This is a genomic window from Actinotignum timonense, from assembly GCF_002860685.3.
Classification (GTDB): Bacteria; Actinomycetota; Actinomycetes; order Actinomycetales; family Actinomycetaceae; genus Actinotignum; species Actinotignum timonense.
On the sequence record NZ_CP136960.1, the window covers coordinates 774,244 to 787,458 of the forward strand.

The following is a 13,215-nucleotide window of genomic DNA, read 5'->3' on the forward strand; positions in this document are numbered from 1 at the left end:
GGAAAAACAGTCACCCATGTACATTTTGTGAGTCGGCCTGGTCTCCCTCCTCCTCAAGTGCGCATTTCGGACCATCACCCTCGTCAAGTGACGCTTCTATATGTTGTCAAGAGGCAAGTACGGTTTCCTCGGCACGCATATGCCTGGTCAAGAGGCGATACACCCGCCGGGCCAGGTAGCGTTTAAGCACACGTATAACCTCGCGTTTCGTTTTCCCCTCACCAAGGCGCTTTTCCACATACGCCCGGGTTTCCTCATCCGACCTCATACGCACTAACACCGCCATATGTAAAGCATAATTCAACGCCCGATCCCCACCCCGACTAAGCCGATAACGTACCGTGTTACCCGAACACGCCGGAATCGGACACACACCCGCTAGGGAAGCGAAAGCCGCCTCACTACGAACACGCCCAGCATGGGAAAACGAGACAATGATCTGCCCGGCAGCAAAAGGCCCTATTCCCGGTAAATCAAGTAAAAGCGGGGCCACTAGCTGGACAATCATCTTGATCTGCCCCAAATTCTCCTCCAGACACTTTCCAAGGTCGAGGATACTTTGAGCCCAACGCCGGGCTTCTTGCTTAGCGATCACCATCTGGATATCCTCACCAGGAACATTCTCTAACCTAGCCAGGCCGCTAATCTGGGCGGTAGTGAGAGGCCGGCGGGCATCCACCCCCACATCGATTGTCCGCACGAGTGCGGTTAGGGCGTTTATTTGCGCGGTTTTCGTGCGTGTGAGTTGGCGCCGGCTTGCCATGAGGATACGTAAGGCTTCACGCTCTGTGCCTTGCCTGGGGATGGTCAGGGCGTTTTCCTCGAGTTTCAAGGCCCGCCAGGCGATGTGGTAGGCATCGATCTTATCGGTTTTAGGTTGGTAGCGGCCCTTCCCGTCCGGGCGGGGTGCTTCCACCACGGTATAGCCCTTGCCTTGAAGGAAACGGGTGAGGGTGGCCCCATACGAGGCAGTGCCTTCCACCACGATAAGCACATTAGCGGTGTCCTTAGTGGCGTGTTTCGTGATCCAGGTGGCGGCTCGGGTATGCCCGGGCGTGGTGTTCGCGAAGGCCTGGTTGATGACCTCGATGCCGGTGGGGCATTCCAGGATGGAGAACACGTGTTTTTTCGCGTGGGTGTCCACCCCGATGACGTATGTGTAGTGGTGTGCGACAATTGCCATGTGGATACAGCCCTTTCTTGGTTGTGTCTATCGGGTGTCTGTCCCGGCGCCCTGGCGGGAGTTCGTTTTCCTTTTCAGGGTTGGTTCATCGGCATCACTGTGGAGAGTCACACTCTTGGTGGACGTGCTTCTAATCAGGCCAGTATGAACCGGCCGGGACAGGCCATAGCCATGGTGGCGGCCATGTCACTTCCAAGACACTCCCGCGTGTTTTCCAGGCTGTTTAGGCCTGGTGCGGGCAGGTCAGCGCGTAAGCGGGGCACGCCACCGTGGCTATGATCTATCCTGCCAGCCGATCCCAGATCAGCTACACACAAGTCTCACAGCGCGTAAGAGACACGAAATCGCTCCGAAACGGTGCTCTTATGCGCACTTTGTTTTCGGGGCGGGCTGGACGGGCCCGGGCTGGACGGGCCTGGGCCGCCAGTTGCCAGATCGGCTCCGGGTGGTGGCTGGCCACCAGGCCCGCGGTGCGGTGACAGAGTGGTACTGGAGAGCATCGGGCCTGACAGAGTGGTACTCCACGACAGAAAACCGGGTGTTGGCTGTAGCTCCAGTACCACTTTGTAAGCCGGCGTGATGGTGGGCGGTCGGTGCCTGTCGTTCGCAGGCCCGCCCACCGGCTTAAATTCACCGAACCCCCGGCCTGTCACTCGGCCGAGGGTCCGGGAGAAAAAGGCCCGCGCGCCGCCGTGCCCGCGCGAAGCGCGCGCCGCGCGCGGCGCACAACCAACCGCCTACAAATGCCAGGCGCGCTCCGGCTCAGTGGACTCGAAAAGCAGCTCGCCGCGCCGGTAGGAAGCCAGCACCGGGGCGTGGAAAGCCAGGGCCTCGCGCCAGGACTGCGCCCCCAGCACGATGAAGTTCGCGGGATTACCCACCTTGATGCCGTAATCGGGCAGGTGGAGGGTGCGCGCGCCGTTATGGGTGATGAAGCGATAGGAATGATCGATCTGCGAGGCCCCCATCATCTGGGTCACGTACAGCCCGATGAGGGTCACGTCGCGCAGCGAGCCCGTGCCCAGCGGATTCCACGGATCGACGATATCGTCCTGCCCGAAAGACACGTTGATACCCGCCTCCGTCAGCTCCTTGACCCGGGTCACCCCGCGGCGCTTCGGATAGGTATCCGTGCGCCCCTGCAGGTGGGTATTGACCATCGGATTGGATACAAAATTGATTCCGCTCATCTTGAGCAGTCGCAGCAGCCGAATGAAATAGGCATTGTTATACGAATGCATCGCCGTGGTATGCGAGGCCGTGACCTTCTCCCCGATACCCGCCTCGTAGGCCCGAGTCGCCAGGGTTTCCAGGCCGCGCGAAGCGCCGTCGTCGATCTCATCACAATGCACGTCCATGAGGAGGTTGAATTCCTGCGCGAGGCCCACCGCGTAATTCAGCGAGCTCACCGAGTATTCGCGCGTGAATTCGTAATGCGGGATGGCGCCGATGGCGTCTACGCCCAGCTCGGCGGCGGTGCGCAGCAGTTCGCGCCCGTGCGGATAGGATTCGATGCCCTCCTGCGGGAAGGCCACCAGCTGCAAGGTGACGCGGTCGCGTAGTTCCTCGCGCAGTTCGAGCAGGGCGCGCAGCGCGGTGAGGTTCGGGTCGTTGATATCCACGTGGGAGCGGATGTACTGGATGCCGAAACGTACCTGCTGGCGGATCGCCCGCATGGCGCGCTCCTTGACGTCCTCCACCGTGAGCTTCGCCTTGCGTTGCGACCAAATTTCGATGCCCTCGAAGAGGGTGCCCGATTCGTTGGGGTGCGGGTCACCTTCGGTCATTGTGGTGTCCAGGTGCACGTGGGATTCCACGATGGGCGGCAGGGCCAGGCGCCCGCCAAAGTCGCGGACGGTGGCGGCCGGCGCGTGGCTCGGCTGCGCCGTCGTACCGGAAACGGGGGTGCCGGAAACGGGGGCGGGCGAACCGGCGCCGTCACGCGAACCGGTCCCGGCGGGACTTGCGGCGGAACCGGCAACCGGCCCGGCGGGCGTGATCGCGGTAATGACGCCGTCGGTCACGGTGATATCGGAGAGGTGCTCAGCGTTTTCGACGCGCAGATTTCGGAAAATCTGGGTGCTCACGGGTGCTCCTTTCGGGTGCGTGCGATACGTTACGGTGCAGCGCGCGGGCGCTTACTTCATTTTTGCGACGACGCCGCGGCCAGCGAAGAACACGGCCAGCGTGGCCACGATAGCGTTGAGCGAGGCAATCCCCACCGGGATGGTCCAGCCCACCAGCGCCCCGGCCGCCACCGCGATCACCGCGGGCCAGGCCACCGCGCGGGTCGCCGAGGTATTCGAGGTATCCGCGGCGGAAATTCGCCCGGTTTCCACGGCCTCCACGATGGCCTGGTAGGCGCGGCGGTTGGCGAAGTAGTCGGCCACCAGCACGGTGCCAATCGGGGGCAGGGTGGCGTTGAGGAAGCTCAGCCAGCCCACGAAGTTGTCGTAGAGCCACAGCGCGCACAGGGTGCCGAGGATGCCGGCGATGATGACCAGCGGCTTCTTGGGGCGCTTCGTCATATTCGCGAAGCCCAGGCCGGTGGTGTAGAGGGCGTTGTTATTCGTGGTCCAAATATTCGCGCCCAGCACGATGAGGGCGGGGATGGCCAGGCCCTGGGCGATCATGACGTAGAAGATGTCGTCCTTGCCGGTGAAGGCCCCGCCCACCGCGCCGAAGGAGAACATGAGGGTATTGCCCAGCAGGAAGGCGATGACGGTGGTAATAACCGCGGATTTCGCGGAGCCGGCGAAGCGGGTGAAGTTCGGGGTGGCCGAGCCGCCGGAGATAAACGAGCCGACCACCAGGCCAACTCCCACCATGACCGGCATGCCGTTGGTGTTCGCGAAGATGCGGGTGAGCCCGCCGCCGTCCACCGTGGCGGTCACCATCGAGTAGGTACCGAGGCCCGCGATAAGCGGCACGGAGATGAAGGACACGATTTCGATGGCCTTGATGCCGTAGTAGGCCGAGGCGGTCATGAGGCCGCCGGCGATGAGCACAATCGGCCAGGGGTTAATATTGAGGATTTCCGCGGTCGGGATGGCGAACATGGCCACGCCCACGCCGAACCAGCCCATTTGGGTGAAGGCGATGAGGAAGGAGGGGAGGAAGGAGCCGAAGCGGCCGAAGGAGTGGCGGGCGAGTTCGTCCACGCCCATCCCGGTTTTCGCGCCCACGTAGGCCAGCGCCCCGGTGAAGGTGGCCAGGATCGCGCCGCCGATGGAGACCGCGGCGATGAAGCCGCCCAGGTCTAGGCCGATGCCGAGCTTCGCTCCGACGGACATGGACGCGGAGAAGAAAGTGAAGCCGAGCATAACAAAGCCGACGGCCCAAAAGGAACGTCGGCTTGAAGTGGGAACAACTCCGAATGAGAAATCCTCGTCCGGCCGGTTGTTAACTCCTGCGGAATCAGGAATACCGGAAAGGCCGGGATTATCGGGAATTCCGGAACTGGCGGGAATGGTGAGATTCCCATCGATAGGGTGATCAATCGGTTGAGTGGCGGTCGGGATTTTCGTTTCCGTCACGGACATGAGTGAGTGTGCCTCCGAATTTTCCTGAGCCTGCCTGATTTTGGCTCAAATTGCCAATAGCATATTCCTCTCCCGGGGCGGAGGGAAATTTTTTCGGCGTGAAACGGGTCTCAGTCGGATAATGCCCATTAAGAGGTACGACGACGGCGGGGGTGGTACATCGCAGTGCGATGTACCACCCCCGTGAGCTGGCGCAGGGCGCGCTTAGCGCTCGATGCGGATGCGGCGCCAGGCCAGGATTCCGAGGCCCGCCACGAGCGCGGTGGCTGCGAGGGCCGCTCCGGAACGAGCGTCGCTACCGGTGCGCACAATCCGCGGCGGATTCGCCGGAGGGGTGCTCGGCGGGGTGCTGGCCGGTGGAGTTACCGGAGGCGTGCTCGGCGGCACCGTGGGCGGCACCGGGGGAGTGGTCGGCGGAGCGGGCGGTTCCGTCGTCGGCGGCACGCTCGGAGTAGGCGGCGTGGTTGGCGGAGTCGGAGGCTCCGTCGTTGGTGGCGCCGGCGGAGTTGTTGGCGGCGCCGGCGGCTCCGTGGTGGGTGGCGGCGGTGTATGAGTATTCGTGATGACGTACCCGCTGGCCGCATCCCCGCTGATCACGCTTGTGTATCCAGGAACCTGCACTTCGCGTACTGAGTACACCGCCTTGCGGCCCTCGCGGTACACCGGGAGATCCGTGAACTTCCCGGTCCATCCACCCGCGGCGCTCAGCTCCAAGCTCTGACCCACCGGCTGGCCCGCATCCAGGAGTTCCACCGTGACCTTATCGGGGCGCAGCCCGGCAGGCGCGGCGTCGTCGTTCCATTTCTTCGCCACCGAAACCTCGGTGGACATGGTGTTGGTGAGTGCCACCGTGTAGAGCTTCGCGCCGTCGTCCGCCGTGGTGGCGGTGGTGCGCAGCGTGTACGGGGAATTTTCCGCGCCGTGTTCGCGGAACTCGATGGGGAGTTGCTTGCCGGTGGCCGCGTCGATGAGCGTGGCCGGGTTGGGGAAGTTCGCGATCTCGGCCGTCCACTGCTGTGCGGCCGTGAGGGTGATTTCCTGGAGTTTGTGCCCGCCGACCAGCACGTCCAGCGTGATGGACTCGGGGCGGGTGGCGGCGTCGTCGCCCTCCCAGGCCTTCGTGACGCGCAGGGTCCAGATGTCATCCTCGCCGAAAATCAGCTCGCCGTTATTGGCGATGCCGCCGCCGCTAATGCCAATGCCGGTGGCGTGATTGTTTTCGATAATAACGCTAGCTAGCTGCCCAGCCAGGGCTTTTGCCTCCGCGCTCGGCACCGACTTGAAAGCCTTATTGTCATTAATGGGTTGGCCGAAGGGAACCGGGGTATTTTGCCCGCCTTCCTGGTAACGCAGCAGCTGTTTCTCCGCGGGCCAATTAGTGTGAATGCCGTAGGCGGAGCCATCCTGGAACCAGGCGCGCGGGGAACCGCCGAGCATCCGCTCGCTTACCACAACCGGCTGGCCCGCAACGGGCGTCGGGTTATCGAATTCGTGTTTGGCAACGCTGAAGAAGTCATCGCCGGCGCCCTTGTATTGCTTCTCTGTTCCAGCATCGGGCGCGGAATTATCGAAAATAGCCACGCCTCGGGTGATATTCATAGTGGTCCGGCCGGTGGGGCAGTTCCACACCCCGCCGCCCTGAGGGCTCGGCGGGCGGTTGCCAGCTCCGACCAGCCGCATTTCCGCGATCTCATTATTGCGGATAACCGCGTTGTGGATGGTGAGAGTGGAGCCTTTCTCGTTGTAAATACCGGCACCGCCCCAGAATCCGCGGGACGTATTTCCGCTAATAAGCCCGGCGGTGAGAGTGACCTGGCTATTCGACCGGAAGGCGAGCGCACCACCGGATTCGCCGGAGATGTTATTCGTGAACGAGGTCCCGGCCAAAGTGACAGTGGCTTGAGATGTATGCAGACCTCCGCCGGCTACGGTGGACTCATTTCCGGTGATGATTCCACCGGTGAACTTCGCCTCACCACCGGTGATATGAATACCGCCACCCTGGCCCCTGAATATGCCATTGGAGTTCCCGCGGACTTCGCCGCCGCTCATGGTGAAGGGGGAGTGCATAAGCGCCATAGCCCCGCCGATTTCGGTGGCATTTTCGCTCAGGGTGCCGCCACTGAGCTCCACGGTGGCACCTTCGGTAAAGACCGCTCCACCGAGACCGTTGAACTCCGGGTGGCTCACCGTATTTTTGCTGAGCGTACCCCCGCTGATCGCGAGTTTTGCGGGCTGCTCCGCGCTGCCCCACACCCCAATAGCGCCGCCCAGTTGCAGGCCGGAATTCTCGGTGAGGGTGCCGCCACTCACGTTGATGGTTCCGCCGTAGGCGGTAATCGGTGCATATTTTTTGGCGACGACGCCGCTCGGCCCGAGCGTGCCACCCTGCGGCGCACTGGAATTACGCGAGAAATCAGCGGTGCCGCTGATATTGAGTTCCCCGCCCTTAACGAAAATAACCGGGCCGGTGAGGGCCGTATCGTGAATCGAGCCGGCACTCACCGTGAGTGTGCCCTCCACCACGAATTGCGTGCGGGTAAACGAAGGGCCGGCCAGGGTGAGAGAACCACCCTTGTCCACCTGGATCGCGGGTAGATCCGCGCCGGTGATTTCACCGCTGCCGGTGAGGGTGAGCTGGGTGCCGGCCGGAACCCGCAGTACCGGCGCATCCGCACTGAGACCCAACTTATGGGAAAGAGTCGCGCTTATATCACCCGATTGGGAAGCGGTGGTGATGAGCTCGTCCCACGTGGATGCGGTGGTTTCGCCCGGCGGATTTGGCTCCCCGAGCGCGGTCGGCAAGGGCGCGATGGCCGCGAGCAAGCCAAAAATAAGAGCGATGAGGGCGCCGGAGATTTTTCTGGTCACAGGTTCCTCCTTCGGTACGATTGTGGCGCAACACCACCATTGGCGCGAGCGATTGAAAATCGATACAGATTTAGGCTACCCGTTTCACGGCGCTTGTGCAGACGCTGTGGCGCGCTTCGCGGCTCGGTGCATTTCCGTTTCGCGGCTCGGCGCATTTTCGCCTCGCGTGCCGCCCGGCGCAGGCTTCCGCAATGGCCGTGAATCCACCCCACCACCCCCGCATTTCGCCCGTATTTCACACGTCCTATTGACGCACGCTCAGATCGCGCTACAGTTAATCCCCGAAAGTTCAAGTTAGGGTGCCCTAATCCGCCCCTGATTCGTTCTCACTACTTCGTTCAGGAGTGACTCACCGTGAAAACTAAAGACTTTATTAACATTGGCGTTTTTACCGCCATCTACTTCGTTGTTCTTTTCGGCTTCGGAATGCTGGGCGTCATCAACCCGGCGATGATGTTCGTGGGCTACGCGCTGGGGATTATCGCCAACGGCGTCGTCGTTTTCCTCTTCAAAGCACGCGCCCCGAAATTCGGCACCCTCGGGCTTATGGCGCTGCTCGTGGGCGCACTTATGGTGCTCACCGGGCATCCGTGGGTGACCGTGCTGCTCACCTTCGGCCTGGGGCTGTTAGGCGATTATCTCTTCACCCGCGGCAAGCGTTACCTCAAGATCCTCGGCTATGCGCTGATGTCGCTGTGGTACGTCGCCCCGTGGTTCCCGGTTCTCACCGACGCGGAAGGCTACTACCAGTACATCGCCGGCTCCATGGGCACCGAGTACGCCGACGGCCTGCGCTGGTTCCTCTCCCCAACCATGATTGCCATCTGGGGCGTGGCCGTGTTCGTGCTCGGAATTATCGGCGGTTTCTTCGGTGATTCGGTGCTGCGCCGCCATTTCCGCACGTCCGGTATCGCCCGCTAGCTGCGAGGTTCCGGTGGATTCCACAATTTTTAACGACGACGCCGCGGGCCCGCGTGCTCGCGGCCCGCTCGCTTCCGCTACCGGTGTGCCAGCTCAGCCCGACAGTGGCGCGCCCGCGGTTCTTGATGCCGGCGGGATTCTGAGCTTGGATGAGCGCCGGCGCTGGCGCCCGGACCCGCGCACCGTCCTCCTCCTGGTGCTGGTGGGCAATGCGCTGGTCATGACGCGCGGCAGTTTCCTGCTCGCGGTCATCGTGGTGCTGGTGGCCGCGCTCGCGCTCGTGAGTAACGGGCGGGTGAAACTGGCCCTCGGCATTATCGTGGTGGAATCCTTCTGGATGTTCCTTATTTTCCTCCCGAGCCTCACCGGGGCCTCCGCCTTGGGTGCCTTTTTCGTGGCTTTCGGGTTCTGGATGTTCAAATTATGCGCGGCGGCCGCCCTGGCCGGGTATGCCCTCACGGTGCTGGTGCCCGGCGAGCTGGTGGCCGCGCTGCGCGCCCTGCGTATCCCGGTGGCGGTCACCGCACCGATCACCGTGCTGCTGCGTTTCCTGCCGATCGTGGTTTCCGAATACCGGGCGGTGCGCGAGGCAATGGCGCTACGCGGCCTGGCCATGGGCTGGAGCGCCGTGTTCCATCCCTTGCGCTACCTGGAATTTATCCTGGTCCCGCTGCTGTCCTCCTGCGCCCGCATTGCCGATGATATGACGGCGGCGGGAACCCTGCGCGGCCTCGGCTCGCGCACCCGCCCCACCTCGCTGCATCGCCTGCGTTTCTCCTGGGTGGATGCGCTGTGGCTCGCGGTCATCGCGGCCCTCATTGTGGCGCGCTACTACCTCGCCAATATCAGCTTCACCCCGGGAGGAGTGCGATGAGCGCGCCCGATCAGCAAGCCCCCGATGCCCAGAGTTCCGTGGCTCCCGAAACCGCGGGCACCGCAGCGTCTGCTTCTGCAACCGCGGATTCCGCCACTTACCTGCGCGGCGTTACCTTCACCTACCAGAGCGATCCCGAGCTACCCGCCACCGAGTGCGGCGTGCGCGATATTGACCTCGACTTCCCGGAAGGCTCGTGCACCCTCATCACCGGGCCGTCCGGCTCCGGGAAGTCCACGATCCTCAAACTCCTCAACGGCCTCATCCCCGAGCTCTACCCCGGCGAGCTGCACGGCGAGGTCCGCCTGGCCGGGCTTAGCACCACCGCCACCCCGATTCAGGAGCTCGGGCGCGCGGCCGGCACCGTGTTCCAAAACCCGCGCGCGCAATTCTTCACCGCGAAAGTCCTCGAGGAACTCGCCTTCGCCGGCGAAAACGCCGGGGACGCCCCTGAGCTCATCGCCGAACGCATCGCCCACGCTGCCACCACCTGGAATATTGAGCGTTTCCTCCCGCGCCGCCTCGCCCAGCTTTCCGGGGGCGAATTGCAATTGGTGGCGAGCGCTGCCGCGCTGGTCGGCCCGCACCGCATCCTCCTCTTCGACGAGCCAACCTCCAACCTCAGCCCCGAGATGGTCGGGCATTTCGCGCAGGTCGTACGCGCCCTCAAAGCCCGCGGCTGGACCACGATCATCGCCGAGCACCGCCTCTACCCGCTGCGTGGCGTAGCGGATCGCGTCGTCGTGATGCACGGCGGGCGCATCACCGGGCGCTACGCCGCTGCGGATTTCTTTGCGATGGACGAAACCGAACGCATCGGTCTGGGCCTGCGGACCTTGCGGGTACCCGAACGTGCGGCGCGCGTTTCCGCCACCGCGCATAAGGGCGACGACGCCGGCACCCCGGCCAGCGCGCCCACCACCCCGGGCGTGGTGGCCGAGGCGGTGCGCTTTGCCTACGGGCCCCACGAGGTGCTTAATCTGGAGCGGGTGGAGATCCCGGCCGGGCAGGTCACCGCGGTGACGGGGCCCAACGGGGCGGGGAAAACCACCCTGGCCCGGGTGCTCATCGGGCTGGCGCATCCGGAATCTGGTGCGCGAATTTCCTTCGGCGGGAAAGTGTGCCGGGGGCGCGAGCGGCTGCGCCATTCCAGCTTGGTCATGCAGGATGTCACCCGCCAGCTGTTCGCGGAAACCGTGCGCGGGGAAGTGGCGCTGGGGAATGCCGGGGTGAGCGCGGACCGGATCGAGCAGGTCTTGGCCGACCTCGGATTAGGCGAGGTAGCGGACCGGCATCCGGCTACTCTATCGGGCGGGCAGAAGCAGCGCCTCGTCGTCGCCAATGCAACGGTGGCACACGCCGACTTTTATGTCTTTGACGAACCGACCTCCGGGGTGGATTATCGGCACCTCCACTCCATCTCCACTCACATCCGCGCGCTTGCAGCGCGCGGAGCCACGGTCCTGGTGATCAGCCACGATCCGGAATTCATTAACGAGGTGGCCGATAATGAGCTGCATCTGGAGCCGCGGGATCCGGAAAGTGGAACGCAGCGCGCCGAACTATTCGGCCTGCTAAAGTGACGGGTATGGATACGGGTTGTGCAAAGCTTGCGGCGCTGGGCGCCGGCTGGCGTCGATGGCGCGCCTAATTTTTCTTCCCCGCACGCGCGTGCTTCGCGCGTACGTGCCCTCAGGGATCAACGTCACCCCATAATCAAGACCCCCGCACTGTTATCACAAAGGATAATTATGCAGTTTTACCCTGCCCTCGCTGAGCTGAGCGCCTTCAGAACCGAGCACTGCGTTGCGCCCGAGTATCGCGCCGCTCCCGTCGCCACCGAAATTCTTTCCGATTCCCTCACGCCCGTCACCGCTCTGAAAATCCTCAAAAACGTTTCCGATCACGTCTATATGCTCGAATCGGCCGGCCAGGATCAGACCTGGGGGCGTTACACGTTCCTCGGCTACGATCCGAAACTCGAAATTACCGCCGTGGACGGGCAGGTGCGGATTAATGATCAGCCGGCCGCCTATGATTCCCCTTCGGATGCTATCCGCGAGGTGCTCGCCCGCTACCGCAGCCCGAAAATCCCGGGGATGCCGCCCTTCGCCGGCGGGCTGGTGGGATATTTTTCCTATGACTACGTGAAATATGCCGAACCCACCCTGCGCCTCGATGCCCCGAACGAGGAGGGATTTAATGATGTCGATCTTATGCTTTTCGACACCGTTATTGCCTTCGATAACTTCCGCCAAAAAATCATATTAATCAAGGTGGTGGGTCTCGATAACCTGGAGGAAGAATACCCGCGGGCTACGGAAGAATTACGCGAACTGGCCCAGTTGCTGCTCCACGGGGAGCCGGTGGCGGATACTACCGGGCGCTTGACCGGCCCAATTACCCCGGTCCTCAACGAGGCGGAATTCGTGGCGATGGTGGAGCGCGCCAAGCACTATATTCACGAGGGTGATATTTTCCAGATCGTGCTCTCTAATTGCTTGCGAGCGGAATTCACCGGGTCTCTTATTGATACTTATCGGGTGTTACGTACTATTAATCCTTCCCCGCATATGTTCTATTTCAGCGGGCATAATATTGAGGTGGCGGGGGCCTCCCCGGAAACCCTGGTGAAATTGGAGGATGGCACCCTCTTCACCTTCCCGCTGGCCGGCACGCGGCCGCGCGGGGCCACTCCCGTGGAGGATGCTCGCCTGGAAGAAGAGCTGCTGGCCGACCCGAAGGAGTTGGCCGAACATAATATGCTCGTGGATTTGGGGCGTAATGATATTGGCCGCCTGGCGCAATTCGGCACCGTGAATGTGGATCGTTTCCATGACGTGGTGCGTTTCTCCCACGTCATGCATATTGGTTCCACGGTGAGTGGGAAAATTCGCCCCGAGTGCGATGCCCTGGATGCCGTTGCTTCGATTCTGCCCGCGGGTACCTTGAGCGGGGCGCCGAAGATTCGCGCCTGCCAGCTCATTAACGATCTTGAAGGCAATAAACGTGGTATTTATGGCGGGGCCATCGGCTACCTCGATTTTTCCGGGAACCTCGATACCTGCATCGGTATCCGCATCGCCTACAAGATCGGGAACACGGTCTACGCGCGCAGCGGCGCGGGTATCGTCCAAGATTCCGTTGCCGCCACCGAATACCAAGAAACCCTAAATAAGGCCGCGGCCGTCCTGGAAGCTTTGCACGACGCCGCCCAGTTGGAGGAATGCTCATGATCCTCATCATTGATAACTACGATTCTTTCACCTACAACCTGGTGCAGCTGGTCGGATCTTTCCGCCCGGATGTCAAGGTGGTTCGTAATGATGCCCTGAGCGTGGCGGAGATTGATGCGCTGGCCCCGGATGGCATTATTATTTCCCCCGGCCCGGGCTTCCCCCGCGACGCCGGTGTGTCCATGCCGCTGGTGGAGCAGCTGGCCGGAAAATCCCCCATCCTCGGGGTGTGCCTGGGCCACCAGGCGATCTGCGAGGCCTTCGGCGCTACCGTGACCTACGCGGCGGAGGTGGTGCACGGCATCGCCCGCCCGGCCCGCATGGATACCTCCAGCACCCTCTTCGCGGGATGCGCGGATGAAGAAATGGTGGCCCGCTACCATTCCCTCGCGGTGCGCGACGATACCCTGGGCGATGATCTGGCGGTGACTTCGCGCTGCGTGGGGGATGGGGAGGTCATGGCGGTGGAGCACCGCCGCTTCCCCGTCTTCGGGGTGCAATTCCATCCCGAATCGATCCTCACCCCCTGCGGGCGCACGATCATGAAGAATTTCCTCGCGCGTTGCCGGTAGCTGCGTCGTCGTACCC

9 protein-coding genes are annotated in these 13,215 nt (G+C 62.7%); 5 read left to right on the top strand and 4 right to left on the bottom strand.

The features are described 5' to 3' along the window. Nucleotides 1-106: 106 nt before the first annotated feature. The 4 genes from CYJ17_RS03180 to CYJ17_RS03195 form a co-directional block, all read right to left on the bottom strand. Nucleotides 107-1,183, bottom strand: coding sequence for an IS110 family RNA-guided transposase (locus CYJ17_RS03180; RefSeq protein ID WP_087070276.1), 1,077 nt, complete (start codon nucleotides 1,181-1,183; stop codon nucleotides 107-109). Between the two features lie 737 nt (nucleotides 1,184-1,920). After that, nucleotides 1,921-3,270, bottom strand: a complete 1,350-nt coding sequence (gene codA / locus CYJ17_RS03185) for a cytosine deaminase (RefSeq protein ID WP_087070015.1) — start codon at nucleotides 3,268-3,270, stop codon at nucleotides 1,921-1,923. Nucleotides 3,271-3,321: 51 nt separating this feature from the next. Further along, nucleotides 3,322-4,725: a cytosine permease gene (gene codB, locus CYJ17_RS03190; RefSeq protein WP_087070014.1), complete on the bottom strand. Its 1,404-nt coding sequence runs from the start codon at nucleotides 4,723-4,725 to the stop codon at nucleotides 3,322-3,324. Between the two features lie 204 nt (nucleotides 4,726-4,929). Next, nucleotides 4,930-7,596, bottom strand: a complete 2,667-nt coding sequence (locus tag CYJ17_RS03195; RefSeq protein ID WP_101595251.1) for a Cna B-type domain-containing protein — start codon at nucleotides 7,594-7,596, stop codon at nucleotides 4,930-4,932. 354 nt (nucleotides 7,597-7,950) lie between these two features. On the opposite strand from CYJ17_RS03195, the gene CYJ17_RS03200 reads away from it, so the two are divergent. From CYJ17_RS03200 to CYJ17_RS03220, 5 genes are all read left to right on the top strand, one after another. After that, complete coding sequence (locus tag CYJ17_RS03200) at nucleotides 7,951-8,517, top strand: MptD family putative ECF transporter S component (protein ID WP_016441893.1); 567 nt, start codon at nucleotides 7,951-7,953, stop codon at nucleotides 8,515-8,517. A 13-nt stretch (nucleotides 8,518-8,530) separates the two neighbouring features. Then, a complete protein-coding gene (locus tag CYJ17_RS03205) occupies nucleotides 8,531-9,391 on the top strand; it encodes an energy-coupling factor transporter transmembrane component T family protein (protein WP_087070012.1) in 861 nt (286 codons plus the stop codon). After that, nucleotides 9,388-10,974 carry an ABC transporter ATP-binding protein gene (locus tag CYJ17_RS03210; RefSeq protein WP_234984419.1) on the top strand — a complete coding sequence of 529 codons (1,587 nt, stop codon included), beginning with the start codon at nucleotides 9,388-9,390 and terminating at the stop codon, nucleotides 10,972-10,974. The genes CYJ17_RS03205 and CYJ17_RS03210 overlap by 4 nt, the downstream gene beginning before the upstream one ends. A 168-nt stretch (nucleotides 10,975-11,142) precedes the next feature. After that, nucleotides 11,143-12,627 carry an anthranilate synthase component I family protein gene (locus tag CYJ17_RS03215; RefSeq protein WP_087070011.1) on the top strand — a complete coding sequence of 495 codons (1,485 nt, stop codon included), beginning with the start codon at nucleotides 11,143-11,145 and terminating at the stop codon, nucleotides 12,625-12,627. Continuing rightward, a complete protein-coding gene (locus CYJ17_RS03220) occupies nucleotides 12,624-13,199 on the top strand; it encodes an anthranilate synthase component II (protein ID WP_087070010.1) in 576 nt (191 codons plus the stop codon). The genes CYJ17_RS03215 and CYJ17_RS03220 overlap by 4 nt, the downstream gene beginning before the upstream one ends. The last annotated feature ends 16 nt before the right edge of the window (nucleotides 13,200-13,215 follow it).

Coding starts and splice junctions, on each gene's coding strand:
- CYJ17_RS03180 (WP_087070276.1), bottom strand. CDS start 1,183: ATGGCAATTGTCGCACACCACTACACATACGTCATCGGGGTGGACACC.
- codB (WP_087070014.1), bottom strand. CDS start 4,725: ATGTCCGTGACGGAAACGAAAATCCCGACCGCCACTCAACCGATTGAT.
- CYJ17_RS03210 (WP_234984419.1), top strand. CDS start 9,388: ATGAGCGCGCCCGATCAGCAAGCCCCCGATGCCCAGAGTTCCGTGGCT.
- CYJ17_RS03215 (WP_087070011.1), top strand. CDS start 11,143: ATGCAGTTTTACCCTGCCCTCGCTGAGCTGAGCGCCTTCAGAACCGAG.
- CYJ17_RS03220 (WP_087070010.1), top strand. CDS start 12,624: ATGATCCTCATCATTGATAACTACGATTCTTTCACCTACAACCTGGTG.